A 26287-nucleotide genomic window follows, 5' to 3' on the forward strand; every position below is an offset into this window, starting at 1 on the left:
GCGGGCCGCGTTACTTCGCGGCCGCCAGCTCCTCGACGTGCGAGCGCAGGCCGCGACGGTTGCCCTCTGCATCGATCTCGCCCTTGACCACGGTCGACGTGCCCGACTCGTCGTAGAAGCGCTTGTTCGAGTGCGTCTCGGGCGCATCGTCGACGGTGGCCTTGAGGAACCGGTCCGGCAGCGACAGCTTGATGATCGTGCGCCAGGACTCGGCGTACTGCCGCCACATGGGGCCGCTGTTGTAGGGCAGGTCGTACTTCTCGCAGATCTCGACGAGGCGCGAGTTGATGTAGTTGTACCGGTTGGACGGCAGGTCGGGGTACAGGTGGTGCTCGATCTGGCGGCCCAGGTGACCGGTGATGAAGTGCAGCGCGTTGCTGCCCTCGAAGTTCGCGGTGCCGAGCATCTGGCGCAGGTACCACTCGGGGAGGGTCTCGTTCTCGATGTCCTCGATGGTGAACTTCTCGGCGTCGTCCGGGAAGTGGCCGCAGAAGATGGTCATGTGGTCCCAGACGTCGCGGACCGTGTTCGCGACGAGGTTGGCCGAGGCCGCCTTCTTGTAGCCGCGGGCGCCGGTGAACGGCACGGCCATCGCGGGGAACAGGACGTAGTCCTTCGCGGTCTGCTTCGTGATCTTGGTCAGCACCACCTTGAGCCGGCTGCGGAACTCCTCCCAGTCGTAGTTCGCGTACTGCTCGCCGCCGTTGAGCGCCGCCTTCATGGCGTTCATCAGCTCGAGGTGCTGCACGGCCTTGCCGTACTGGAAGCCCATCATCAGGATGACGTTGTACACCGGGTTGAACAGCATGTACGGCTCCCACGGCTGATCGCGCGTGACGCGCAGGATGCCGTAGCCGATGTCGTCGTCCATGTCGGTGACGTTGGTGTACTTGTGGTGCATGTAGTTGTGGGTGTGGCGCCAGAACTTGCCGTCCGAGGCGCTGTCCCACTCCCAGCTGGTCGAGTGGATCTCCGGATCGTTCATCCAGTCCCACTGGCCGTGCATGATGTTGTGGCCGAGCTCGTTGTTCTCGATCACCTTCGCGTAGCTCAGGCAGGCGGCGGACGCGGCCCACGCGGCCTTGCCCTTCCAGCCCTTCATGCCGGCGCCCAGCCCGAAGACGCGGCCGGCGGTCTCGGCGATGCGCTGGCTCTTGATCACGCGGCGGATGTACTTGGCGTCCTCCTCGCCGCGGCTCTCCTCGATCTCTCGGCGCAGCGCGTCCAACTCAGCACCGAGCGCCTCGATGTCGGCGTCGGTCAGGTGCGCGTACTCCGCGACGTCAGTGATAGCCACGAGGCGATCCCCAATCGGTATGACCGCATACTGCGGCCTTAAGAACAGAACGATTCCACTGTAGCAGCGGGATGAAACAAAGTCATCGATCTTGTTCCAAGAGTGACGCAGCCCGCACCGCTCATGCCAGCCGGATCTCCACGGTCTAGAGGACGACTGACAGAAGTAGCACCATCGCCAGGCCGCACACGCTGACGATCGTCTGCACCGCGGTGTGCAGTTTCGTCGCCTGCCCGATGTCCATCCCTAGAGACTCCTTCACCAGCCAGAACCCGGCGTGGTTGACGTAGTTCAGACCGATGGAGCCCGCGCCGATCGCCACGACGGCGAGCGCCGGTATCCACTGATCGGCGTACCCGGCGAGCAGCGGCGCGACCATCCCCGTGGCCGAGACGATGCCCACCGTCGCCGATCCGGTGGTGAGCGAGAGAAGCAGAGCGAGCACCCATCCGAGCACCAGTACGTTCACGTCGAGCGTTTCCGCCGCCGTCGCGATCGCCTTGCCGATACCGCTGTCCTTGAGCACGGCGTTGAACACGCCGCCGGCGGCGATGATGAGCAGGATCCCGACGATCGGCTTGAGACTGTCGCCGAGCGCACGGCGCACCGTCTCACCACCCCCCCGGGCGAGCAGGACCAGCGCGACCAGGACCCCGAGCAACATTGCGATGACGGGATCGCCGATCATCGTCAGGAAGTCGAGGAGCGGGTCCCCTTTCGCCAAGGACACCTGCCCGATCGAGTGAGCGAGCATACACAGGATCGGGACCAGGATGCATACCACCGCCGCCCCGACGGAGGAAGACGGCGCCGGACGGCCGGCATCGGATTCACCTACAGCGACACCCGATCCCGCGCCCGACGGCACCACCCGCTCGGTGTCGGTGAACTGCGCGACCAAGGCGGGGTCTGGCTCGACCACCATCCGCCGGGACAGCCACCGGCCGTACACCGGACCCGCGACGATCACCGTCGGGACGGCGCAGATCAGCCCCACGACGATCGTGCGCCCCAGGTCTGCGTGCAAGCCCGACGCTGCCGTCAGCGGACCGGGGTGCGGCGGCACCATTCCGTGCAGCGTGGCGAGGGCCGCGATGGTCGGCGTGGCGATCGCGACGTACGGCGAGGGCGCCTCGGGGTAGGCCCGCTTGAGCCGCTCCGCCACGTTGAAGATGAAGGGCAGCATGATGATGAACCCGATCTCGAAGAACATCGGGATGCCGATCACGAACGCTGCGGCCGTCATCAGCCACGGGATGGTCCGCGGGTTGCCACGGTCGATGATCAGCGAGGCGATCCGGTCCGTCGCACCGGAGTCCGAGAGCAGGCGGCCGAGCATCGCGCCGAGCGCCAGGGTTATGCCGACATCCTCCATGACACCACCGGCACCCTTGGCGAACGAGTCCGGAATCTTCGCCACGGGCTCTCCAGCGGCGAGGGCGGTCGCGAGCGAGACCACCATCAGGGCTAGGAAAGGATGCATCTTGAATCGGCCGTTGATCAGGAAGATCAGGACGCCCACAGCGACCACGAGTAGCGTCAAGAGATACCAGGCATGACCGGTCATGAGGCGGAACTCCACCCTTCGGGATCCAGTACGTCTCCGAGACTGGAAACGTTTCCGGTAGATCCTGGACCTGTGGCGTGGATCTCGTCAAGCACATCGCCGAAAATCATCTGAAAACGGGACGATCAGGCTGGAATCAGGCGCGCAGCCCGGCACCGAGCGCGGCCACCAATGCCGTCGCTGCTGCCTCGCCCCGGGCGACGCCGGCACCGTCGGCATGCCGTCCGGAGACCGACACCGTGACCGTGCCATGTCCGACGGTGACCGCGGGAGAACCGTCGGGGCCGCCACCGTCGGGCGTGATGGCGATCCGGCCGTCCGGACCGGGATCGGGCTCATGCGACCCAGTACCGGCCGCGAGCGCCTCGACTTCCTGCAGTAGGACCTGGTACCCCGCGCGGGTGCACGCACGAAGGACCCCTTCGAGCACGTCGGCGGCGATGGGCGAGCCGACGGCCACGGCGACGGTCCTCGATCGTCCCGTGCGGAGTGCCTGCGCCGCCGCACTGGGCCGGTATCCGAGGGAACTCGCGGTATCGAGAACCCGATCACGCGTGGCCTGTGCGACGTCCGCGTTGCCGCTGAGCGCCCGACTCGCCGTCGCGAGCCCAACGCCCGCGGCGCGCGCGACATCGGCCAGCGAAGTGCGTCGCTTCGTCACGTCGATCCACCTCCGCGGCCGCCGGGTACGGACCCGATGAGCCTAGCCGCACGCGGCACGGCGCGACTAAGTCGCGATGCCCGCGACCGCCGCCGGGGACGAGTCCCGGGCCCGACCGGGCCATCGACGACAGGGCGGTCGCCGGACCACCCGGTCAGGAGCGGCGGCCCCGGCGGGCGTGAACGGCCGCTCGCGCGGCCTTGAGGCCGAAGCGCCGGCCGGTGGCCGCGTCGACCCGGGGCTCGGCGAACTCGGTGCCCGCGAACATCGCCTCAGAGGCGGTCTCGGGGGCGTCGTCGGCGGTGTCGCGCAGGTACTTGTCCGGCAGCGAGAGCTTGGCGATGGTCCGCCAGGACTTGTAGTACTGCACGTGCAGCGGCCCGATCGTGTACGGCAGGTCGTACTTCTCGCACAGGGCGCGGACGCGGACGCCGATCTCGGCCAGCCGGTTCGACGGAAGGTCCGGGAACAGGTGGTGCTCGATCTGGTAGCTCAGGTTGCCGGAGAGGAAGTCGATGACGGGGCCGCCCGAGAGGTTGGCGCTGCCCAGCATCTGGCGCAGGTACCACTCGGCCTGCGTCTCGTTGTCGACGTCCTGCTCGGTGAACTTCTCGGCACCGTCGGGGAAGTGCCCGCAGAAGATGACGGCGTTGGTCCAGACGTTGCGGATGACGTTCGCCGTGACGGTGGCGGTGAGCGCCTTGCGCCAGCCCCGCTTACCGCCGAAGGGCACGCCGACCAGCGGCGCCGCGACGTAGTCCTTGAGCACCTGCCGGCCGATCTTGCGACCCACCTCCGCGGCGTCGGCCTTGAACTTCGCCTGGTCGTACCACGGCTTGTTCCACTTCTGCACGGCGCGTCCGAGCTCAAGGTGCTGGATGGCCACCCCGTACTCGAACAGCAGCATCAGAAGCGAGTTGTAGACGATGTTGCCCGCGTTGAACGGGGTCCACGGCTGGTCGCGCGTGACGCGGAGGGTCTTGTAACCCACATCGTCGTCCATGTCGAGGACGTTCGTGTACTTGTGGTGCACGTAGTTGTGGGTGTGCTTCCACAGGCGCGAGGTGCCGGCGTTGTCCCACTCCCACGTCGTGGAGTGGATCTCGGGATCGTTCATCCAATCCCACTGCCCATGCATGATGTTGTGCCCGAGCTCCATGTTCTCGATGATCTTCGCCAGCCCCAGCGAGACCGCCGAGCCCCACCAGAACCCGCGCTTGTGCGCGCCGAGGAGCATCAGTCGGCCCGCCACCTCGAGCCCGCGCTGGGCCGCGATGGTGCGCTGCAGGTAGCGCACGTCCGAGGCGCCGCGCGCCGCCTCGATGTCGCGCCGGATGGCGTCGAGCTCCGCACCCAGCGTCTCGACGTCGGCCTCGGTGAGGTGAGCGTACTCGGGGATGTCGGTGATCGCCATGCAGGGCCGCCCTTCAGTGGTCCGTCTCTAACCTACGCAACCGTAAGTTACGGCTGCGTAGGCTGTCAACGGATGTGACGGAACCGCAGGTCGGACGCCTCGCTAGACGTCGAGGCTGCAATCACCCACTGCCACGCTGATGCACGTCTGGATCCGCTCGCCCTCGGTGTGCAGGTCACCGCTGCGCAGGTCGCGGACCTGACCGTCGGCGAGCTGCACCACGCAGGTCTGGCAGATGCCCATGCGGCAGCCGAAGGGCATCTGCACGCCGGCGGCCTCGCCCGCCTCGAGGAGGGTGGTGGCACCGTCGACGTCGGTGGTCTTCCCCGCCTTGATGAAGGTGACCTCCCCGCCGCTCGCGGAGACGTCCGCGCGCTCGACGGTGAATCGTTCCTGGTGCAGGCGCGACTCGATACCGCGGTCCTTCCAGGCCTTCTCCATGTCGTTGAGGAAGACTCCGGGGCCGCAGATCCAGGTCTGGCGCTCCTGCCAGTCCGGGACGGCCTCACCGATGTTGGCCGGCGTCAGGCGCCCCACGTCGCGGGTGTAGCGCAGCTGGACGTGCACGTTCGCATGATTCGCGTCGAAGGCCTCGAGCTCGTCGCGGAACAGCGTGGAATCGGCGTTCGGGGCGGAGTGCACCGCCACGATGTCGGTCGCCGCGGGGATCCCGCGCCGCTCCAGCGTGCGCAGCATCGCCATGACCGGCGTGATGCCGCTGCCGGCGGTGAGGAACAGGACCTTGGGCGGCAGGGGGTTCGGGAGCGTGAAGTCGCCCGACGGTGCCTGCAGACGCACGATCGTGCCCTCCTGCACCCCGGTGACGAGGTGGTTGGAGAGGAAGCCCTCGTTCATCGCCTTGACGGTGATCGAGACCTCGCGCGGGGCGCGGCCGTGCCCCATGTCCGGCACGGAGGTCAGGGAGTAGGAGCGCCAGGTCCACTTGCCGTCCACGAGGACGCCGATGCCGACGTACTGGCCGGCCTCGTACTTGGTGTTGAAGCCCCAGCCGGTCTCGATGGTGAGCGTGACCGACTCGTCGGTCTCCTGCTGCACCTTGACGATCTTGCCGCGCAGCTCGCGGGCCGACCACAGCGGATTGATCAGGTGCAGGTAGTCGTCCGGCAGCAGTGGCGTGGTCAGCCGCGCCACCGCGCCGCGCACCAGGTTGGCGCGGGGGTGCTCGGCGGAGACGCCCTTGGCCGGGGCCTCGAGCCAATCACGGAAGGCGCGGAAAGAGTTGCTCATGGGGGTGAGCCTACGGTGCCGTAACCTCTTGGGACAATTTCTGTGAGGTTGTCCTATCGGGCGCTGCGGGGCGAGGGCTTCGCCGGGCCGTTCGCGACGAAGTCCCAGTAGCCGCGCGGACCGTCGGAGACCCGCAACCGGTCGCCCGTGATCGCGACGGTTCGCGGACCGTCGAAGGCCGCACGGAACTGCTCACCCGCGCCGGGCGCGAAACAGGCCCGCAGCGTGGAGACCAGCCCGCCGAAGACCACACGATCGCCCTGGACCGCGGCGTTCATGCCGAAGACGTTGCAGCCGTCGTCACCGCCCGCCCCGTCGCCCCTGATGCTGAAGTACGCGGGCGCGCCGGTGTACTTCACCGGTGCCGCCCGCGCGAACCCGTGCGCGTCGAACCGCCAGTGCGTGCCGGCCAGCGGAACCGGAGCCGCCGACGCCGCGGGCGCCGATGCCAGGACGCCCGCCCCGACGAGGATCGAGGCAGCGACTCGAGCAGCGCGCGCAGTCATACCTTCACCGTAGCGCCCGGCCCCGCGCGCGCTCAGGCGATCAGAGGAGTTCGAGGAGGAAGGGCAGTTCCTGCACGGCGTACCAGGCGAGATCGTGGTCCTCGGCGTCGCCGACGGCGAGCTCGGCGTCCTCGTCGCCCAGATCGGCGGCGTCGACCAGCTGCGCCGCGCGGGCGACCGCCTCCTCCGCCTCGGCGACGTCGACGTGCACGGCCAGCACGTTCTTCAAGCGGATCGGCTCGGTCACCTTGAGCACGGCGTCGTCGAGGTCCGGGCGCTCCTTCGCGGCGGGCACGTCGACGGTGATCACCACGCGCCGAACGGGTTCCGGTTCACCGCCGGCCTCGGCGTCGTCCGGACCGTCGACGGCGAGCAGCCGCAGGGAGGCGCGGGCGGCGTGCCGCATGGCGGCCTCGGCGAGCTCCTCGTCGTCACCCGAGGTGTACGCCTCGCGCAGGGCGGGCGTGACACCGAAGACGGTGCCGCCCAAGGGGAACAGCTCACCGTCGCGCTGCAGGACCTGCAGCCCGGCCAGAGTGCTGGGTACGTACACGCGGACCGTCATCTACTCCCCTTTCACGGACGCGGCGAGCTCGTCCAGTGCCTCGTACAGGAACTCGGTCATCGAGATCACGTCCCACATGCCGTCGCGATCGGCGTTGAGCCCGATGTAGACGGTGCCGTTGTACGACGTGATGCCGATGGACACCACCTGATTCGCGATGAGCGGCGGCACCGGGTACACCTGCTGCACCTCGACGCCCGCGAGGTACACCGGGGACTGCGGCCCCGGGGCGTTGGTGACCAGCGTGTTGAAGGACCGCGGCGAGACGCTCATCGCGGTCCGCGCGCCCAGCGCGTGCAGGGTGGTCGGTGTGAAGCCACCGCTCGTGGCGAGCGCCCGCGCGGCGACCTGCCGGTTCCGATCCACCTGTGCCGCTGCGCCGTGCGCGATCTGGCGCATCCGTACCACCGCGTTGCCCTCGGCCACGGGCAGGCGGACGATGTAGGCCCGCACCTGCTCCCCCACGCCGAGTCCGACGTCGTCGACGGCGATGGGCTCGAGCACCCGTACCTCCGTGCCGGCGCTGATCGGCTCGCCCCGCGAGATCAGCCAGGTGCGCAGGCCGCCTGCGATCACCGACAGCAACAGGTCGTTGACGGTGCAGCCGAAGGCGGCCCGCAGCCGCCGGAATTCGTCGAGGTCCATGCGCGCCACCGCGAACCGGCGGCTCCGCGAGATGGGGACGTTGAGCGATCGGACGGGCGCCACGGACGTGCGGGCCCGGACCAGCGAGGACGCGCGCTCGATCACGTTGGCCGCGTCCTCCTGCAGCCCGGTGATCGATTCGGCGACCTCGCCCACGACGCCCTGGATCATCGCGGCGGTGCGCTTGGGACGCGAGAGCATGTCCACGACAGCACCCATCACCAGTTCCCCGTCGCTGGGCTCGTGCTGCCCCATCCATAGGTCCTCGGGCGGCTGCGGCGTGTGCGGACTGTCGGTGAGCAGCAGTTGCATCAGGTCGACGTTCGCACGGCCGTCGACGAGCGCGAGGTGGGTCTTGGAGAAGACCGCCAGCCGGTCGTCGGCGAGACCCTCGATGAGGTAGACCTCCCAGAGCGGCCGCTCACGATCCAGCGGACGCGAATTCAGTCGCGCCACCAGATCATGCAGTTGGTCGTCGCTGCCGGGCTGCGGCAGCGCGGACACCCGCACGTGATAGGTGATGTCGAAGTCGCGGTCCTCGATCCAGACGGGGCGGGCTATGCCCAGCGGCACCGTCCGCACCTTCTGCCGGTACCGCGGCACCTCGGCGAGCCGTTCCTCGATGGTGTCGAGCAATCGCTCGTAGTCGAGGCCCTCCTCCGGGCGGCGCAGGATCACGAGCGACCCGACGTGCGTGGGGGTCGTGGAATTCTCCAACGCGTAGAACTCCGCATCGGACTGGCTGAGCCTGCCCTTCACCTGCACCTCCCCGCGCACCGATCGTCGGCGCCAGCATACGGGATCGGCCGCTCCGCGCCGGTTCGAGTACACGGGATCCGAACGGCTTCCTGATGCGTCTAATGAGTATGGGGGCGATCATTCCGACGGCCGACGGGACCAGGTCCCGCCCGGCCCGCACACCGGATCCGGGCTTCGTCGTGCTGCGCGCACCCGACGCGGAACCACCGGCACGGCCGATGCACCGGGTGCGGGCCGCCCGGTCCGCACCGCCGCTGCCCGCACCACCGTCGCCGGCGGGACCGGCGGCACCGGCATCCGTCGGCGTGCCCGGGCCCGTGGCCGCCGTGCATCCCGAGGCGCACCGCTTCGTGGTGTCCACGCTCCGACCGGTCTTCGAGGTGCTCGACCGCCGCCGACCGGCCAAGCACCTCACGACGATCGCGACGGGCACCGTCGTCGACGTGCTGCGGACCCTCGCCGAGACCGGCCCCACCACGACGGTCTCGGGTTGGGGGAACGTGCACGTCGGCACGCCTCGCGAGCTGATCCGGCGGCCCCGTCGGCGCGCCCCGGTCCCGGAGGTGGGCGCGGAGATCTTCCTGACCTACACCCGTGGGGACCGCGTGCTCGCGGCGGCGGGCCGGGTGGAGGCCGCTGCCGGACGGTGGCGGTGGGTCGCCTTCACCACCGCGGCGTGAGGTCGATCCGAGGGATTTCGGTCAATCGCAAACCCGGCGACGGGTCCCTCGGGAGAGAATGCCCCCATGTCACTGAGCTCGCTGCGTGCCGCATTCCGCTACCGGGTCGCCCGGCACTTCCTGATCGGCCCCGCGCTGTGGGTGTGGGGGCGCCCCGAATACACCGGGCTGGAGAACATTCCGCGCACGGGCCCCGTGATCCTGGCGGCCAATCACCTCGCGATCTCGGACTCCTTCTACGTGGTGCAGAGCGCGCGCCGGCCCGTGAGCTTCCTCGCCAAGGCGGACTACTTCACCGAACCCGGCCTCAAGGGACGGTTCAAGAAGGTCTTCTTCTCCGGTATGGGCCAGATCCCGGTGGACCGCCGTGGCGGCTCCGTCTCGGCGCCCGCGCTCGAGGCCGCGACGAAGATCGTCGAGGACGGGGGCGCGTGGGGCATCCACCCGGAGGGCACCCGCTCCCCCGACGGCCGGCTCTACAAGGGCAAGACCGGCGCCGTGCGCGTCGCGCTCGCCACCGGCACCCCGATCATCCCGATCGCGCTGGCCCGCACGGACCATCGCACCCGGAAGAACTTCTGGAAGAGCCGCGTCGCGGTGGACGTGCTGCCGCCGCTGGACCTCAGCGATGCCAGTCTCGACGATCAGGATTCGATCCGCCGCGCCACCGACCGGCTGATGGACGTCATCGGCGAACGCACCGGCCAGGCGCGGGTTCCCGAGTACGCCAAGAAGGGCGGAAAATAGCCATCGAAGCGCTGCGGCAGGTCCTCGGTTTCGCCCTGTTCGGCGCCGTCGTCGCCCTGATCACGGCGGCGACCGCCGGCGGTACCTGGCTGGGCGAGGACGGCATCCGGTTCGGTGCGGACAGCATCTCCATCTCCTTCGGGGAGCAGAACGATGCGACGGCCTACGTCCGGCCGCTCCTGGTCGGCTCCGTCGTGGGCGCGGCGCTCGGCGCACTGCTGTGGGCGATCGGAGTCCGTCCGCGCGGGCGCGACGGTGACCGGATCGGCCGCGTCGTCGCCGCGGGGATCCTCGGTGCCGCGGTCGGGATGGCGCCGGTGCTCGCGTTCATCGGGGCGGCCTTCGCCGGAGCGGACACCCCGTCGTCCACGGGCACGGTCCTCGCGATCTACGCGGCCGGCGGCGTTCTCGCCCACATCGCCGCCCTCGTCGCGGTCCACCTGGTGCTGCGCGCCAGCGGAGACCCGCATACCGGGTCCACCGTCCGCACGCTGTCCTGGGTGGTGCCGGTCGGCGCGGCGCTCGCCCTCGGGGCGGGCGTGGGCACGGCCTATCTCCACGGATTCTCGACGACGCCCTCCACCTGGGTGCTCACCGTGACGTCCGTGCTCCTCGTGCTCGCCGCGACCTTCGCCGCCGGGCGGGCGATCGCTCTGCCACCCGGCGCGGCACGTCGCCGGGGTCGCGCCGGGGCCCGTCGAGCGGAGTAGGTCATTCCACACCGCCCGACGGGGCGAGTCACTTCCGCCGGTGCTTCGCCCGCGCGGTCGAGGTCCGCTGCGCGGCCTTGTCGGCCTCGCGCTTGGCGGCACGCCGCTCGGACCGGGTGCCCTGCGGCTCGTCGGCGTTCTGCGAGATCTCGGTGAGATCGCCCGACTCCGACGGGCCGGACAGCGTGATCTTCTCCGGATCCGGCTCGGCGACGGGGCTGCTCACCGCAGCGGGCGCTGCACCGTCCGCTGCACCGCCCTCGGGCTCCTGCACCTGCACCTTGAACAGGGTCGCGACCGACTCCTCCTTGAGGCCCTCGAGCATGCCGTTGAACATGTCGTAGCCCTCGCGCTGGTACTCGACCACGGGATCGCGCTGGGCGATCTGGCGCAGGCCGATGCCCTCCTTGAGGTAGTCCATCTCGTAGAGGTGCTCGCGCCACTTCTGGTCGAGGACCGACAGCAGCACCGACCGCTCGACCTGGCGCATAGTGCCCTCGCCGGCGGCCTTCTCGATGTTCTCCTGGTGCGCGTCGTACGCGGCGTGGATGTCCTTGAGGAGGACGTCCTTGAGCTCCGCGCTGGTGATCTCGTCGCGGTCGCCGTTCTCGTCCTCGCCGACGACCTGCTTCCAGTCGAGCTGGATGGGGTAGAGCGTGCGCAGCGCCTCCCACAGCTCCTCGAGGTCCCAGTCCTCCACGTATCCCGTCGAGGTCGCGGCGTCCACGTACGCGGAGACGACGTCGTCGGTCATGTGGTTGACCTGGTCGAACAGGTCCTCGCCGCGGAGGATCTTGCGGCGCTCGTCGTAGATGACCTTGCGCTGCTCGTTCTGCACGTCGTCGTACTTGAGGACGTTCTTGCGGATCTCGAAGTTCTGCTGCTCGACCTGCGTCTGCGCGCTGCGGATGGCGCGGGAGACGAACTTGTTGTCGATCGGCACGTCGTCGGGCAGGTTGACGCGGTTCATCCACGCCTCGATCTGCGCGCCGTTGAAGCGCCGCATCAACTCGTCGCCGAGGCTCAGGTAGAAGCGGGACTCGCCCGGATCGCCCTGACGACCGGAGCGGCCGCGCAGCTGGTTGTCGATGCGCCGCGACTCGTGCCGCTCGGTACCCAGGACGTAGAGGCCGCCGGCCTCGCGCACGGCCTCGGCGTCGGCCTTGGACTCCTTCTTGACCTGCTCGATGGTCTCGTCCCACGCCGCCTCGTACTCCTCCGGCGTGGTCACGGGATCGAGGCCCCGCTCGCGGAGCTTGAGGTCGGCGATGATGTCGGGGTTGCCGCCGAGCACCACGTCGGTGCCACGACCGGCCATGTTGGTGGCGACGGTGACCGCACCGGGCGTGCCGGCCTTGGCGATGATCGCGGCTTCCTGCTCGTGGAACTTGGCGTTGAGCACGGTGTGCGGGATCTTCTTGCGCTCGAGCTGGCGCGAGAGATATTCGGAACGCTCGACCGAGGTGGTGCCGATCAGGACCGGCTGGCCCGTCTCGTGCCGCTCCGCGATGTCCTCGACGATGGCGGCGAACTTCGCCTCCTCCGTCTTGTAGATGAGGTCGGTCTGGTCCTTGCGGATCATCGGCTTGTTCGTCGGGATCGGGATGACGCCGAGCTTGTAGATCTGGTGCAGCTCGGCGGCCTCGGTCTCGGCCGTACCGGTCATGCCGGAGAGCTTGTCGTAGAGGCGGAAGTAGTTCTGCAACGTGATGGTGGCCAGCGTCTGGTTCTCGGCCTGGATCTCGACGCCCTCCTTGGCCTCGAGCGCCTGGTGCATGCCCTCGTTGAAGCGGCGGCCGGCGAGCACGCGGCCCGTGAACTCGTCGACGATGAGCACCTCACCGGAGCGGACGATGTAGTCCTTGTCGCGCTCGTAGAGCTCCTTGGCCTTGATCGCGTTGTTCAGGTAGCTGACCAGCAGGGAGTTCTGCGCGTCGTAGAGGTTCTCGATGCCGAGCTGATCCTCGACCAGCTCGACGCCGGCCTCGTTCACGCCGATCGTCTTCTTGCGGATGTCCACCTCGTAGTGGGTGTCCTTCTCCATCTGCGGCACGATCCGGGCGAACTCGGTGTACCACTTGCTCGACCCGTCGGCCGGGCCGGAGATGATGAGCGGCGTGCGGGCCTCGTCGATGAGGATCGAGTCGACCTCGTCGACGATCGCGTAGTTGTGGCCGCGCTGGACCAGCTCCTCCTCGCTGTGCGCCATGTTGTCGCGCAGGTAGTCGAAGCCGAACTCGTTGTTGGTGCCGTACGTGATGTCGGCGGCGTACGCCTGGCGACGGCGGTCCGGGTCCTGCCCGGCGAGGATGCAGTCCACCTCGAGCCCGAGGAAGCGGTGCACGCGCCCCATCCAGTCCGCGTCGCGCTTGGCGAGGTAGTCGTTCGTGGTGACCAGGTGCACGCCCTTGCCGGTGAGCGCGTTGGCGTACGCGGCCATCACCGAGGTCAGGGTCTTGCCCTCACCGGTCTTCATCTCGGCGATGTCGCCGCCGTGCAGCGCGCCCGCGCCCATGATCTGCACGTGGTAGGGCTTCTGCCCCAGCACGCGCCACGCCGCCTCCCGGGCGGTGGCGAAGGCCTCGGGCAGGATCTCGTCGAGCGACTCGCCCTTCTCCAGGCGCTTCTTGAACAGCTCGGTCTTGCCCTGCAGCTTCTCGTCGGAGAGCGCCTCGTACTCGTCGTTCAGGCTCTCCACGTAGGAGGCCAGGCCGTCGAGCCGCTTGACCATCCGGCCTTCGCCGAACCGCAGCACCTTGGAGAGAACCACTGAGCAACCTCAATCCGTTACAAGTCAAGTTCGAGCACACACGAATCCCGGCCGCGTCACCGCGACCGGGATCCATGGTAGGCGAAACGTCAGGTCAGGCGGAGGAGGCCGTAGTCGAACGCCTTCCGCCGGTACACGACGGAGGGCTTCTCGGTCTCCTTGTCGAAGAACAGGAAGAAGTCGTGGCCGACCAGTTCCATCTGCGAGAGGGCATCGTCGACGGTCATCGGCGTGCCCGGGTGGTCCTTGATGCGCACCACCTGACCGGGCAGGTGATCCTCCACGAGGTGGGCGTACGGGTCACCGTCGGAGTCGTCGGCCGGGGCGTCCGGGAGCGCCGACGGTGCCGTCGCCTCGGCCACCGAGACCGGCGTCCGGTTGCCGTAGTGCACCTTCTTGCGGTCCGAGGCCTTGCGCAGGCGGCTCTGCAGCCGGGTGAGAGCGGTCTCGAACGCGGCGTAGAAGTTCTCCGCCGCGGCCTCGGCGCGGGCGACGCCGCCCTTGCCGCGAACGGTGAGTTCCAGCCGCTGGCAGGCCTTGGACTGCCGCGGATTCGGCTCGTGGAAGAGACTCACCTCGAACAGGGTGATGGTGGAACGGAACTTCTCGAGACGCGCCAGCTTGTCCCCCAGGTAGACGCGGAAGTGCTCGGGCACCTCCACGTTGCGGCCGTCGATGGCCACCGGGGCGTTGGGGGTGAGGTATTCCTTGTCGCGCTCGTCAGTCACGTGACTGGGTTCGCGGAAGGGGTCGACCTCGACGCTGGGCGTGCTGGTGCGATTCGTATCGCGCGGAGACAGAAGGGTCATGTGAAACCTTTCGTGCGGGCCCGATCATGCTGCGCCAGTGCGGATCACCAGTCCGTACTCGGTCAGATGCGCAGGGGGACGGGCTCAGATTCGAACGCCGGGCGGACTGCCGGGCGCCCTGGAAGGTGGAACATCACCTCCTCTTTCTCGAACCGGGAAAGGTACCCCCGAAGATAGCCCCGGTTCTCCGATCCCGCCAGGATTTGGTCACTGTGAGTTCACCGCCGCGTCACGCCGCACACCATCCGTCGAACAGGTCGCAGACATAGGAACGAGCACCTCTATTCACTGATGTGCATGCTATCTTCTGCAAAGAGCAGACCGTGAGCGTTCGGAGACCTTCCATGCCCCAGTGTCGAACAGCGCTGGCGATCGCCGGCACCGCTGTCCTCCTCGCGTCATGCGCGACCACGGGAGGGGAGGGAACAGGCCCAGCACCCTCGACGGAGCAGACGGCGAGCTATCCACTCGCTCCGACCCAACTCGTCGGTCGGACGTTCGCCGAAGCCGATGCGGTCCTGCGCAGCACGACCATCGCCACGTCGACGTTCGGCGAGCCCTTCCGCGGTCCGGAGGCGTACCGGCGGGTCGCACAGGGCACGATCTCACCGATCGCCACCACCGATGCCGGGGCCCTCACGGTGGTCGCCGCGACCTTCACCGGATCGTCGGCATCGCCGATGGAGAAGGTCCGAGTAGGCCTACTCGTCGATGACAAGGACGCCGCTCCGAAGCCCGGATCGACGGAGTACCGCGGACTCACCGACGGACTCGTCGAGGCGATGAAGCTGTCCCCACAGGAGACGACGACCGTCATGTATCTGTGGGTCGAGGGCGGCGAGAACATCGAGGACGTGTTCTGGCACTTCGTCGACAGGGCGATCCGGCACATGCCGCTGACGCGGGATGCGACGACCGCCTTGGTCGGCCGCCCACTCCTCGCCCGCGCGCAGAAGGGCGACGGGTACGGCGCCGACGATGGCAAGACCTGGGCCGACGGAGTGCGGCTCGACCGCGTCTTCGTCGGGGAGGACGCGGCAACGCGAGCGTGGGCCCGCACCGCGTTCGACATCGCGCCCCAGAGCCAGGTGTGCGCCGTCGACATCGAGCGGACGCTTCGCGCACGGTTCACCGTCACCCCCGCCCTCACTGACGACGTCCACAGCACGTCCCCCACCGCCCACCGGGCGTCGATCCCGGGCGGGTACGTCGATTTCTTCCTGTCCAACATCGGCTCCTCCGGGTGCATCACCTCGATCACGGTCACCCCGAACACGCGATGACTTCCTAGAATGCGCGCTTCGACCGTGTCCCCCCGAACCCGCGATCGAGGACCACCGCGCTCACGCCGCGGCGAGAGTGACGGCGGCGGCGACGGGGACGCCCCGTCGGGCCAGGACGGCGACGGACTCGGCGAGCGTGGCCCCGGTCGTCACCACGTCGTCGATCAGCACCACGGTGCCGGTTTCCGGAAGACCACGCAGCCGGACCGTACCGCGCACGTTCGCGGCGCGGGCGGCGGCGCCCAGCCCGACGGACTCCGCGGCGCCGACGGAGCGCAGGACCGGCGAGACCACCATCGGGCACACCGGTGCGGCGGTCCCGGCTGCGGCGCGACAGACCGCTGTCACCACGTCGCCGCCGCGGCGCCGCGCCGCCCACGCCGTCGTGGGCGCGGGCACGAGGACCAGTGGCGCACCGTCGAACTCACCCCAGGCACGCAGGCGCAGCAGCGCGTGGGCCAGGCCCCGGCCCAGCGGGACGGCCAGGTCTCCCCGGCCCCGCTCCTTGAGCTGCAGGACCGCGCGGCGCCGCGGACCGTCGTACCTGCCGAGCGTCCAGACATCCGTCCCCACCTCGACGGTGGTGCGGATGAGAGCGGGAACGTCGTGCAGCGCCGCCTCGCACCGCGCGCACCAGCGCACCCGCGGGAAACCGCAGCCGCCGCAGGTGCGGGGCACGGCGAGTTCGACGAGGTCGTCGACGCCACCGGCCACCGCGCCGACGAGACTCCGCACCGCGCGCACGGCTCCCCCGCTCCAGGTGCGCTCCTACCCCGGCAGCACCGGGTTCGCCCGGCCCCCCGCCAGACGATCCACCTGGCTCCAGTATTGCTCGTCGCTGTCGGGACCGACGCTGATCTGCCACACTCCCGACGAGTCGGTCACGTACACCGCGTTCGCCGACGCCGCAACCATCGTGACCGGCGGAGAGAGGTTCCGGCTCGGTCGCACGACGACCTCACCGGAGTCGTAGCGCACCTGCAGCACCGGCGAATCGGAGGTGTTGCGCCCGATGTAGATGGTGTCGCCGGTCTGCCAGTCGACCGACGAGGCGGCCAGCTCACGGTCGGTCGCGACGGGCGCGACGTTACCGATCCTGGTCTGCCCGTTCGGCAGCGTCTGCACGACGCCGACCAGCACTCGGCCGCTCACGACCAGCGCCACCCGGACCCCGTCGCGCGACAGGCGCAGCTCGGTGATCGGCCCCGGCACGGCGGCGGCGACGTCGCGGGAGTCGATGTCGGCCGTGGTGACCTCGCCCGTCGACTGGTCCTGCCGGACCCGCACCACCCGCGTCCCGTCGAGCACCGTCCAGACGGCGGCGTCGTCGGGCGTCCACGAGGGCCTCGTCATCGAACCGGCGGTGAGCACCTGCGTGGGCACCCCGCCGTACGGGCCCATCGTCAGCGCCGTACCGGGGCCGCCGCGGGCGCCCGCATCGAGCACCGCGGCCACCTGCCTGCCCGACCCCGACAGTCCGACCGAGCGGATCGACGTGCTGGCGCCCAGCGGGCCGGCGACGGGTGTGACCTGGCCGCCCGCGACCTTGACGAACCGGCCGTCGAGCACGCCGTGCAGGCCGACGGCGAGGTCCGACGATGCGTTCGGGCTGATCGAGGCGACGTCGTTGGGGTTCCACCCGGACTGGTGCCTGTCGTCGAGCGCGGAACCGTCGACGGTGATGACGTACGGTCCCTGGACGTCGGCGCCCGCGAGACTCCAGACGACCTGCCCCGCCACGAGCCGGGCGACGTCGGGTTCCATCCGCGGCAGGCCGGTGAAGTCCACCCGCACACCCGCGAAGCCGACACCGGGATCGCGGTGCTCGCCCTGCGCGTCGGTCACCGCGCCGCGCACGGCGGCGTTGGAGCCGAAGGGATTGAAGACGGCGTCCTTGAGCGTGGACCGAGGGCCCCGGACCAGCATCATCAGCAGGTCGGCGGCGAGCTTCGCGCGCGGGCTGGCGAGCCAGCGCGCGTCGGGCACCAGGGTGCGCCCCGTCGGGTCCGGGAAGTACAGCAGGTAGCGACGGTAGACGGCCTTGAACTGTTCGGTGTCGATCACGAGCATCGGCCCGTCGCCGACGTCGCTGAGCCCCTGGATCCGCCACTGCCCGTCGGCCTGCACGAGCTGCACGTTCTGCGTGATCGACTGGGTGGCCGGCGTGAAGGTGCCGTCGACGTCGAGGTAGCCGGTCGACTGGGCGCGGATGGTCGCCTTGATGAAGTTCGACGTGCGCTCGGTGGGCAGGACGTCGATGTCCTTCACCACGACGGCCCGCTTGGGCACCTGCCAGTTCGCGTTCTGCAGCAGGAACTTGCGGGACGCCGCGTAGTTGCCGTCGGCGAGCGCATTGGCCTTGAGGAAGTCGCGGACGATGAGCTCGGGCTGCGCGTCGCGCCGCGGGGAGACGTCGCGCTCGGGCGCCGAGGTCTCGCCGCCGAGGTCGCCGATCACGCGCGGCGGCGTCGACTCGGGGATGTTCGCGCAGCCGGAGAGCGCGAGGAGCGCCGCGAGCAGGATCGCGAGCGCCTTCACGACGGGGAGACGGAGGGAGCTAGACATCGTCGGAGCCTCCGTCCACGCGCCGCATCGACTTCAGGGGCAGGGGGCTGACGGTGACCTTCCCGCCGCGCGTGCGGGGCAGCGTCAGGCGGAAGCAGGAGCCGCTGCCCGGCTCGCCCCAGGCCTCGAGCCGGCCGTGGTGCAGGCGCGCGTCCTCGATGCTGATCGCCAGGCCGAGGCCCGTGCCGCCGGACCGCCGCACCCGCGACGGGTCGGACCGCCAGAACCGGTTGAAGACCAGCTTCTCCTCGCCCGGACGCAGGCCCACACCGTAGTCGCGGACGGTGATCGCCACCGCCTCGTCGTCGGCGCGCATGGTGAGGATGACCGGCTTCCCCTCGCTGTGGTCGATGGCGTTCGCGAGCAGGTTCCGCAGCACCCGCTCGACCCGCCGGGTGTCCGCCTCGACGATGACCGGATCGTCGGGCATGTCCAGGATCAGCTCGGTCTCGGACTGCTCGGCCAGATGCCGGACGGTGGCCATCGCGGAGATGATCGGCACCTCGATGTCGATCCGTTCCGCGTGCAGCTCGGCGACGCCCGCGTCGTGCCGGGAGATCTCCAGCAGCTCGGCGAGCAGGGTCTCGAACCGGTCCAGCTCCTTCTGCATCAGCTCGGTGGTGCGGCGCAGGCCGGGATCGAGGTCGTCGGCGGAGTCGGCGATCATGTCGGCCGCCATCCGCACGGTGGTCAGCGGCGTGCGCAACTCGTGCGAGACGTCGGAGGTGAACTGCCGTTGGAGGTTGCCGAACTCCTCCAGCTGGCCGATCTGTTTGGACAGCGATTCGGCCATGTCGTTGAAGCTCATCGCGAGCCGCGCGATGTCGTCCTCGCCGCGCACCGGCATGCGCTCCTTGAGCCTGCCCTCGGCGAAGCGCACCGCGATCCGCGACGCCGACCGCACCGGGAGCACCACCTGTCGCGCGACGAGCAGACTCACCGCCGCGAGCAGCAGCACCAGCACCGCGCCGCCGGTGTAGAGGGTCCCCTGCATCAGGTTGAGGGTGTTCTCCTCCTGCGTGAGGGGGAAGACGAGGTACAGCTCGAGCCCGGCGATCGCGGACTGCACGGGCGTACCGATCACCAGCACCTTGCCGTAGCGCCCGGTGGTGTCGGTGACCGTCGCGTGCTGGAAGGCCGTCTGCCCGCTGCGGACGAAGGTCTGCAGCGACTGCGGGACCTCGCTCTCGCTGCCCAGGACGGTGGGCGGCCGCCCGGCCCCGTGCGGGACTATGAGCACCGGATCGTAATTGCCCGACCGGGCTGCCGTCGGCCCGGTGTCGAGGCCCTGACTGACCAGGCTCGACCGCACGCTCCGCAGCACCGACTCGACGCCCTCGGTCCGCGGTTCACTGCGGCCGAGCGCGATCTCGACGTTCTGCTTGACCCGGGCCGTCTCCTCCTTGCCCGCGGTCAGCTTCGCCTCGATCAGCTGATTCGCGATCTGCGAGGTGAGCACGAAGCCCAGCAGCAGGAGCACGGTGAGGCTCAGGACGAGCGTCTGCGTGACGACGCGCAGCTGCAGGGAACGGCGCCACACCCGGCCCGCGTAGGACAGGCCCATCCCGGTGAACCGCGCACCGTCGCGCAAAGCCACCGTCGGGTCCGCCAGGAAGGTGCGCACCGCGCCACGGACCCACTCGGCCGCCGGCCGGGCCGCCCCGGCCCGGCCGGTCACGATGCCGTCGTGGCCGTCACGCGGGCCCGGCCTTGTAACCGACGCCGCGCAGGGTGAGGACGATCTCCGGATTCTCCGGGTCCTTCTCGATCTTCGCGCGCAGGCGCTGGATGTGGACGTTCACCAGGCGCGTGTCCGCCGGATGGCGGTAGCCCCAGACCTGCTCGAGCAGCACGTCGCGAGTGAACACCTGGCGCGGCTTGCGGGCCATCGTCACCAGCAGGTCGAACTCGGTGGGCGTGAGCGAGATGACCTCGCCGTCGCGGGTCACCTTGTGCGCGGGCACGTCGATGATGACGTTGCCGATCGAGAGCAGCTCGCTGGGCTCGTCGTCGGTGCGCCGGAGCCGGGCCCGCACGCGTGCGACCAGCTCCTTCGGCTTGAAGGGCTTGATGACGTAGTCGTCGGCGCCCGACTCGAGGCCGAGCACCACGTCGACCGTGTCGGCCTTGGCCGTGAGCATCACGATCGGCACCGAGGAATCGGCGCGCAGCACGCGGCACACGTCGATGCCGTTCATGCCCGGGAGCATGAGGTCGAGCAGCACCAGATCGGGCCGGAACTCACGGGCGGCGCTGAGCGCCTGGGTGCCGTCGCCCACCACCGTCGAGTCGAAGCCCTCGTTGCGCAGGACGATGGTGAGCATCTCCGCCAGCGCGGGATCGTCGTCGATCACCAGGATCCGGGGTTTCATGCCCTCCATACTGTCACCTCGCGCGGCATGTCCGGTTCTACGACACCGTCGGCCGGTGAATACGATCGGGGGCCATGGGACGACTCGTTGCGATCGAAGGCCTCGACGGTGCCGGGAAGAACACCCTGACGCGCGCCGTCACGGAGCGCCTCACGAGCCGTGGCCTCACGGTGACCGCGCTCGCCTTCCCGCGCTACGGGACCCAGTTCGCCGACCTGGCGGCCGAGGCGCTGCGCGGCGGCAACGGCGACGTCGCCGAGTCCGTGTACGGGATGGGGCTGCTCTTCGCCTTCGACCGGCAGGCCGCGGCGCCCGACATCCGCGCCGCCCTCGCCGCGCACGACGTGGTGCTGCTCGACCGGTACGTCGCGTCCTCCGCCGCGTACAGCGCGGCCCGGCTGCACGAGGGCGCCGACGGTGCCGTGGCGGCCTGGGTGCGCGACCTCGAGTTCGGGAGGTTCGGCCTCCCGGTGCCCGATCTGCAGGTGTACCTGGACGTGGGAGTCACCCTCGCGGCGGAGCGGGCGCGCTCCCGTGAGGCGAGCGATGCCACCCGCGCGCGCGACGCCTACGAGACCGATTCCGACCTGCAGACCCGCACCGGCGCGGTCTACACCGCATTGGCCGCGGCGGAGTGGGTGTCGCCCTGGCGCGTGCACGGCGTGCACGACGCCCCGCAGCATCTCGCCGACGAGATCGCCGCGCTTTCCTGAAGATCAGGCCTGTTATTCACGCAAGTCCCACCCGCAACGGTGCATCGGCGCAGTAACGTCCGCCACGAAACTGACTCGTCAGTAACCGGGAGGGACGATCGTGCGGATCCTCGGGGCCACCGCCGCAGCGGGTGCTGCCGCGCTGCTGTTCGGTGCCGTGGGCGCCGACACCGCCGGGCCCACGATCCGCGTCGCTCCCCGCTCCGCCGGACCCGAGCTCGTCGCGCAGGCCTCGATCGGCCTGGCCGACCTGCGCCCGCCGGCCCCCGTCGGCGCCCCGGCACCGGCCGTCCGACACGTGCCGGTGCCGCCGCGGCCGGAGGCCGTGAAGGTCGCGCCCGGGCCGCTCGGCATCCCCGGCGCCGCCTACGCCGCCTACCAGGGCGCCGCCGATCGGATGGCACTCGAGGCACCCGGCTGCGGCATCGAGTGGAACCTCGTCGCCGCGATCGGCCGGATCGAATCGGGCCACGCCGACGGCGGCAACGTGGACGCCGCCGGCACCACCCTGACCCCGATCGAGGGGCCGGTCCTCGACGGGACGCTGGCCGGCAACGCCGTGATCCGCGACGGAGCCGGCTTCGCCCGCGCGCTGGGCCCGATGCAATTCCTCTCGAGCACGTGGGCGCTGTTCGGCGGTGACAACTCCGGCGACGGCAAGGCCGACGTCAACAACATCCGCGACGCCGCCTACGGCGCGGCCCGCTACCTCTGTTCCAGCGCGTCGGGCCTGCAGTCGGAGGCACAGCAGCGGGTCGCGGTGTTCGCGTACAACCAGTCGAACTCCTACGTCGACAACGTCGTGGCCTGGTCGAAGGCGTACCGCGACCGGGCGATCCCCGTCGGCGGCATCCCCGACATGACCGCGCCCGTCGCCCCTCCCACGCAGCTGCCGAAGCCGCTGCCGCCCGGCCAGGTGGTCGTCGTCGGCTGCGGCGTGCCCGACGGTGCGCCGTCCGCCTCTGCCGCTCCCGGTGCCCCGTCGTCCAGCCGCCCCGGCCCGTCCGGGAAGCCCACGCCGCCGACGAGCCCTCTCCCCGCCGCATCGACGACCACGAAGCCCACCACGGCGAACCCGGCCGCACCGTCGAGCGCGGCGCGCGGTCCCGCGGGCGCACCCTCCCCGACCACCGTGACGGACTGCGCACCCGCACCGAGCGCACCGTCCACGCCCGGTGCGCCGTCGCCCGGAGCGCCGCCTCCGGGCATCCCCGGCCCGGTGGGACCCGGCGGCGCACTCGCGATCACACCGAGCGGACCGTCGAACCCGGTGCCCCCGAGCGCGCGCCCCGCACCGTCGAGCGTGCGCCCGCTCCCGCCCGCCCGTCCGGCCGTCTCGAGTACGCCCGTCCCGTCGTCCTCGCCGACGGTGCCCCGTCCCCCGAGGTAAGGCGGATTCGGGCCGTCGGGGCCTGCGGATACGATGGAGGGCGCTATGAGTGCGGTTACCGAAGACGCGATCCGGTCGGCCCTTGCCACCGTGAACGACCCCGAGATCGGCAAGCCGATCACCGATCTGGGGATGGTGAAGTCGGTCGCGGTGCAGGCCGACTCGTCGGTGGACGTCGAGGTGTACCTGACCACCTCCGCCTGCCCCATGCGCACCCAGATCGTGGACCGCGTGCGGACGGCCGTCGCCGACGTGCCCGGGACCGGCGAGGTGCGCGTCGAGCTGGACGTGATGAACGACGAGCAGCGCGCCGAGCTGCGGAGGACGGTGCGCGGCGACAAGGCCGAGCCCGTGATCCCGTTCGCCCAGCCCGGCTCGCTGACCCGCGTGTACGCGGTCGCGTCGGGCAAGGGCGGCGTGGGCAAGAGCTCCGTGACGGTGAACCTCGCGGCCTCGCTCGCGGCCCGCGGGCTGTCGGTGGGCGTGCTCGACGCCGACATCTACGGCCACTCCGTGCCCCGCATGATGGGCACCGACGCGCGGCCGACCCAGGTCGATTCGATGATCATGCCGCCGCAGGCGCACGGCGTGAAGGTCATCTCGGTGGCCATGTTCACCACGGGCAACACCCCCGTCGTGTGGCGCGGCCCGATGCTGCACCGCGCGCTGCAGCAGTTCCTCGCCGACGTCTTCTGGGGCGACCTCGACGTGCTGCTCCTGGACCTTCCGCCCGGCACCGGCGACGTCGCGATCTCCATCGCGCAACTCATCCCCGGCGCCGAGATCCTGGTGGTCACCACCCCGCAGACGGCGGCCGCCGAGGTCGCCGAGCGGGCCGGCGCCATCGCACTGCAGACCCGCCAGCGCGTGGCCGGGGTCATCGAGAACATGTCCGGCCTGACTCTGCCCGACGGGACCGTCCTGGACGTCTTCGGCTCCGGCGGCGGCGAGCAGGTCGCGGCCCGGCTCACCCGCGCCGTCGGCGCCGATGTGCCACTGCTCGGGCAGATCCCGCTGGATCCGCAGCTGCGCGAGGCCGGCGACGCGGGGACGCCCGTCGTGCTCTCGGCGCCGGACTCCCCCACCGGCGCCGCCCTCCGCGCCATCGCCGACAAGCTCGCCGTCCGCAAGCGCGGTCTGGCCGGCATGTCGCTGGGCATCGACACCACCCGCCACCTGTGAGTTTCCGGCTCGTCGCCGAGCCGCCGACGGTCGACGACTACCGCCGATTGCGCGCGGAGTCCGGTCTGTCGCCGAAGACGGAAGCGCAGGCGGAGGGAGCGCTCGCGAACAGCTGGCGCTGGTGTCACGTGGTCGTCGACGACCAGGTCGTCGCCATGGGCCGCGCACTCGGCGACGAAGGCTGGTACTTCCACATCGCCGATATGGCGACACTGCCCGCTTTTCAAGGTCGCGGGATCGGGCGTGCCGTCCTCGAGTGGCTCATCGCGGAGATTCGCGCCTCGGCCCCGGCCGACCCCTACATCACGCTGATGGCCGACGAAGCCGGACGGCCGCTGTACCGCAAGCTCGGCTTCGTCGAGACCGCACCCCGCAGCCTCGGGATGTGGCTGCCGAACTGACGCCGGCCTACGTCGCGTCGGGGTCGAAGGGGGCGCGCTCCTCGGGGGCGAGCGGCGTGTGCATCCGCGGCATCGTCGGGGGCTTGTCGAGGCTGAGTTCCGACGACGCGGCGTCGATGGGCGCCGCGGGCCCGGCCGCGGACTCCACGGCCTTGCGCAGGTTCAGCGCGTCGGCAGTGGACCGCACCTGCTCGCTCATCTCACGGATCACCGTGTCGTCGCCGTTGAGCAGGTGCTTGGTGACGATGGCGGTGGGCGTCATACCGCGCAGGTTCTGGATCTGCTGCAGGGGCTCGCGGATGGCGTCGAAATCGCCGCCCATGTCGTCCTTGAGCTGCTGCGTGGCACCGGTCGCGTAGTCGCGCACCTGCCGCAGCGTCGTGAAGAACCAGTTGACCGCACCCGGGAGTCGCTCCGGCCCCAGGATCACCAGACCCACGACGACCAGCATGAAGATCTCCCCCATGCCGAGATTCGAGAACACCCCGTCATGCTACGGGAGGCTCAGTACCGAGCGCACCCCGCGGCCGCTCAGCTCAGCGGCTGGGGCGTGACCTTGATCGGGACCTGCCGGCCGTCGCGGGCCACCGTCACCGTCGTCTCCTTGCCGACGCCCGTGGCGCGGATCGCGACGATGACGTCGGCCGCCTCGGCGACCTCGGTGTCGCCGACCTTGGTGATCACGTCGCCCTCGCGGATGCCCGCCTTCTCGGCGGCGCCGCCCTTCTTGACGTTCTCCACGCGCACACCGGACGCGGTCTCGTTGCTCACCTCGCGGCCGTTGATGCCGAGATCGGCGTGGACCACCTTGTCGCCGCGGATGATCAACTCGGCGATCGGGAAGGCGACATCGGCGGCGATGGCGAAGTTCAGGCCGATCGAACCGCCGGACGGTGCCAGGCCGAGGGTGTTGATGCCGATCTGCCGCCCCTTGAGGTCGAGCAGCGGGCCGCCCGAGTTGCCGGGGTTGATGGCGGCGTCGGTCTGCACCGAGTCGAAGGTCGCCGGCGGATTCGGGCCGTTCGCGGGCCCCTGGACCGGACGGTGCGTCGCCGACACCACGCCGGAGGTGACGGTGCGCCGCAATCCGAGTGGGGAGCCGATCGCGACGACCTGCTGGCCCGCGACGAGCTGGCTGGAATCGCCGCGGCTGATCTGCTGCAGCCCGTCCACGGCGACCTTGACGACGGCGACGTCGGTGTACGGATCCGTGCCGACGAGCTGCGCCGGGGTGCGCGTGCCGTTCCAGAAGACGACCTCGATCTTGGCGTCCTTGTTGGTGGACGCCGTCTCGACGACGTGGTTGTTGGTCATGATGTAGCCGCGCTGGGCGTCGATCACGGAGCCGGAGCCCGTCTCGCCCGTGGTCTTGGTGCGCACCTCGATCGTGACCACACTGGCCCCGACCTTGGCGACCATGCCCGCGATCGCGCCCTGATCGGTGACCTTCGTGTCGTCGACGGGGATCGACGCGCGCGAATCCGTCAACTGCTGCACGGTACTGCCGGTGATGCGGCCGATCGCCCCGCCGAGCAGGCCGATGACCAGGGCGATCACCCCGAGCACGACGAGCGCGCGCACGGAGACACGGCGACCGAACAGGACGTCGCGGACTCCCAGCTGCTCCGGATCCGGCTGCGGCTCCGCCGTCGCGGGTGCGGCGACGCCGGGCTCACCGAGCGCGGCGACCGAATCCGTGTCCCGCCACGGATCGGCGGGTTCGGGCTCGGGTTCAGGGACCAACGAGCCCGCGTACGGGTCGCGCTGCAGCGCCTCCGTGGCGCCGGCGGGCCGGGAGAAGGCCTCGGTGAGAACCGGATCAGGAGCGGCGGCCTGCGGCTGCGGGCCGCGCGGAGCCGACTGCCGGACGGCTTCGGGCGCGAAGGCACCGTCGACCCCGTCCGGCCTGCCGAAGACGACCTGCTCGCCCTCGGACACTGCGGGGCGGTACGTGGGTCGTGGGTCCAGGCGCGGACGCGAGGCGTCGGGATCAGAGGTCACGG

Annotated in this window: 24 protein-coding genes; 8 read left to right on the top strand and 16 right to left on the bottom strand. The window is 70.1% G+C overall.

From position 1 onward, the window contains the following. Nucleotides 1–10: 10 nt before the first annotated feature. The 8 genes from FK268_RS03725 to FK268_RS03760 all read right to left on the bottom strand — a co-directional run bounded on the left by FK268_RS03725 (nucleotide 11) and on the right by FK268_RS03760 (nucleotide 8662). A complete protein-coding gene (locus tag FK268_RS03725; protein WP_146431211.1) occupies nucleotides 11–1297 on the bottom strand; it encodes a fatty acid desaturase family protein in 1287 nt (428 codons plus the stop codon). Between the two features lie 145 nt (nucleotides 1298–1442). Then, entirely contained in the window at nucleotides 1443–2864 is a 1422-nt protein-coding gene (locus tag FK268_RS03730) for a GntP family permease (RefSeq protein WP_146431213.1), read from the bottom strand. A gap of 136 nt (nucleotides 2865–3000) precedes the next feature. Then, nucleotides 3001–3525, bottom strand: a complete 525-nt coding sequence (locus FK268_RS03735) for a LacI family DNA-binding transcriptional regulator (RefSeq protein WP_205124443.1) — start codon at nucleotides 3523–3525, stop codon at nucleotides 3001–3003. A 154-nt stretch (nucleotides 3526–3679) separates the two neighbouring features. Further along, on the bottom strand, nucleotides 3680–4939 hold the full coding sequence (locus FK268_RS03740) for a fatty acid desaturase family protein (RefSeq protein WP_146431218.1): 1260 nt from the start codon (nucleotides 4937–4939) through the stop codon (nucleotides 3680–3682). A gap of 102 nt (nucleotides 4940–5041) precedes the next feature. Continuing rightward, the gene (locus FK268_RS03745; RefSeq protein ID WP_146431219.1) at nucleotides 5042–6187 is read right to left on the bottom strand and encodes a ferredoxin reductase; all 1146 of its coding nucleotides are present in this window, start codon (nucleotides 6185–6187) and stop codon (nucleotides 5042–5044) included. 53 nt (nucleotides 6188–6240) lie between these two features. After that, the gene (locus FK268_RS03750) at nucleotides 6241–6693 is read right to left on the bottom strand and encodes an META domain-containing protein (protein WP_146431221.1); all 453 of its coding nucleotides are present in this window, start codon (nucleotides 6691–6693) and stop codon (nucleotides 6241–6243) included. Between the two features lie 40 nt (nucleotides 6694–6733). Then, nucleotides 6734–7258, bottom strand: coding sequence for a DUF6912 family protein (locus FK268_RS03755; RefSeq protein ID WP_146431223.1), 525 nt, complete (start codon nucleotides 7256–7258; stop codon nucleotides 6734–6736). Continuing rightward, the gene (locus FK268_RS03760; protein ID WP_146431871.1) at nucleotides 7259–8662 is read right to left on the bottom strand and encodes a WS/DGAT/MGAT family O-acyltransferase; all 1404 of its coding nucleotides are present in this window, start codon (nucleotides 8660–8662) and stop codon (nucleotides 7259–7261) included. A gap of 92 nt (nucleotides 8663–8754) precedes the next feature. On the opposite strand from FK268_RS03760, the gene FK268_RS03765 reads away from it, so the two are divergent. The 3 genes from FK268_RS03765 to FK268_RS03775 all read left to right on the top strand — a co-directional run bounded on the left by FK268_RS03765 (nucleotide 8755) and on the right by FK268_RS03775 (nucleotide 10799). Further along, nucleotides 8755–9342, top strand: coding sequence for an Rv3235 family protein (locus FK268_RS03765; protein WP_146431224.1), 588 nt, complete (start codon nucleotides 8755–8757; stop codon nucleotides 9340–9342). Between the two features lie 66 nt (nucleotides 9343–9408). Then, nucleotides 9409–10089 (top strand): lysophospholipid acyltransferase family protein, encoded by a 681-nt coding sequence (locus FK268_RS03770; RefSeq protein WP_146431226.1) that lies wholly within the window; start codon nucleotides 9409–9411, stop codon nucleotides 10087–10089. Nucleotides 10090–10283: 194 nt separating this feature from the next. Next, a complete protein-coding gene (locus tag FK268_RS03775; protein ID WP_146431228.1) occupies nucleotides 10284–10799 on the top strand; it encodes a hypothetical protein in 516 nt (171 codons plus the stop codon). Nucleotides 10800–10827: 28 nt separating this feature from the next. On the opposite strand, the gene secA is transcribed toward FK268_RS03775, so the two are convergent. Together secA and hpf are read right to left on the bottom strand one after the other, a co-directional pair. Further along, nucleotides 10828–13530, bottom strand: coding sequence for a preprotein translocase subunit SecA (gene secA, locus FK268_RS03780; protein WP_231706931.1), 2703 nt, complete (start codon nucleotides 13528–13530; stop codon nucleotides 10828–10830). Nucleotides 13531–13658: 128 nt separating this feature from the next. Continuing rightward, nucleotides 13659–14378: a ribosome hibernation-promoting factor, HPF/YfiA family gene (gene hpf / locus FK268_RS03785; RefSeq protein WP_146431232.1), complete on the bottom strand. Its 720-nt coding sequence runs from the start codon at nucleotides 14376–14378 to the stop codon at nucleotides 13659–13661. Nucleotides 14379–14722: 344 nt separating this feature from the next. Here hpf and FK268_RS03790 point away from each other — a divergent pair, with 344 nt between their 5' ends. Beyond that, nucleotides 14723–15661 carry a hypothetical protein gene (locus tag FK268_RS03790; protein ID WP_146431233.1) on the top strand — a complete coding sequence of 313 codons (939 nt, stop codon included), beginning with the start codon at nucleotides 14723–14725 and terminating at the stop codon, nucleotides 15659–15661. Between the two features lie 60 nt (nucleotides 15662–15721). Here the strand turns inward: FK268_RS03790 and FK268_RS03795 are convergent, their stop codons facing one another. From FK268_RS03795 to mtrA, 4 genes are all read right to left on the bottom strand, one after another. Continuing rightward, complete coding sequence (locus FK268_RS03795; protein WP_231706896.1) at nucleotides 15722–16405, bottom strand: ComF family protein; 684 nt, start codon at nucleotides 16403–16405, stop codon at nucleotides 15722–15724. Between the two features lie 24 nt (nucleotides 16406–16429). Then, a complete protein-coding gene (gene lpqB / locus FK268_RS03800; RefSeq protein ID WP_146431235.1) occupies nucleotides 16430–18226 on the bottom strand; it encodes an MtrAB system accessory lipoprotein LpqB in 1797 nt (598 codons plus the stop codon). Further along, nucleotides 18219–19823 carry an MtrAB system histidine kinase MtrB gene (gene mtrB, locus FK268_RS03805; RefSeq protein ID WP_231706932.1) on the bottom strand — a complete coding sequence of 535 codons (1605 nt, stop codon included), beginning with the start codon at nucleotides 19821–19823 and terminating at the stop codon, nucleotides 18219–18221. Before mtrB ends, lpqB begins: the two co-directional genes overlap by 8 nt. Nucleotides 19824–19920: 97 nt before the next feature. Continuing rightward, nucleotides 19921–20607, bottom strand: a complete 687-nt coding sequence (gene mtrA, locus FK268_RS03810) for an MtrAB system response regulator MtrA (RefSeq protein ID WP_146431237.1) — start codon at nucleotides 20605–20607, stop codon at nucleotides 19921–19923. Nucleotides 20608–20672: 65 nt separating this feature from the next. Here mtrA and FK268_RS03815 point away from each other — a divergent pair, with 65 nt between their 5' ends. From FK268_RS03815 to FK268_RS03830, 4 genes are all read left to right on the top strand, one after another. Next, a complete protein-coding gene (locus FK268_RS03815) occupies nucleotides 20673–21311 on the top strand; it encodes a dTMP kinase (RefSeq protein WP_146431239.1) in 639 nt (212 codons plus the stop codon). Between the two features lie 100 nt (nucleotides 21312–21411). Beyond that, the gene (locus FK268_RS03820; protein WP_146431241.1) at nucleotides 21412–22701 is read left to right on the top strand and encodes a lytic transglycosylase domain-containing protein; all 1290 of its coding nucleotides are present in this window, start codon (nucleotides 21412–21414) and stop codon (nucleotides 22699–22701) included. A 45-nt stretch (nucleotides 22702–22746) separates the two neighbouring features. Further along, nucleotides 22747–23883: an Mrp/NBP35 family ATP-binding protein gene (locus FK268_RS03825; protein WP_146431242.1), complete on the top strand. Its 1137-nt coding sequence runs from the start codon at nucleotides 22747–22749 to the stop codon at nucleotides 23881–23883. Beyond that, the gene (locus tag FK268_RS03830) at nucleotides 23880–24284 is read left to right on the top strand and encodes a GNAT family N-acetyltransferase (protein WP_146431244.1); all 405 of its coding nucleotides are present in this window, start codon (nucleotides 23880–23882) and stop codon (nucleotides 24282–24284) included. The genes FK268_RS03825 and FK268_RS03830 overlap by 4 nt, the downstream gene beginning before the upstream one ends. Nucleotides 24285–24291: 7 nt before the next feature. Here the strand turns inward: FK268_RS03830 and tatB are convergent, their stop codons facing one another. Both tatB and FK268_RS03840 read right to left on the bottom strand, forming a co-directional pair. After that, nucleotides 24292–24768, bottom strand: coding sequence for a Sec-independent protein translocase protein TatB (gene tatB, locus FK268_RS03835; RefSeq protein WP_146431246.1), 477 nt, complete (start codon nucleotides 24766–24768; stop codon nucleotides 24292–24294). A gap of 47 nt (nucleotides 24769–24815) precedes the next feature. Further along, nucleotides 24816–26285 carry a S1C family serine protease gene (locus tag FK268_RS03840; RefSeq protein WP_146431248.1) on the bottom strand — a complete coding sequence of 490 codons (1470 nt, stop codon included), beginning with the start codon at nucleotides 26283–26285 and terminating at the stop codon, nucleotides 24816–24818. Nucleotides 26286–26287: the final 2 nt, after the last annotated feature.

Source organism: Tsukamurella sputi (assembly GCF_007858445.1).
Taxonomy (GTDB): Bacteria; Actinomycetota; Actinomycetes; order Mycobacteriales; family Mycobacteriaceae; genus Tsukamurella; species Tsukamurella sputi.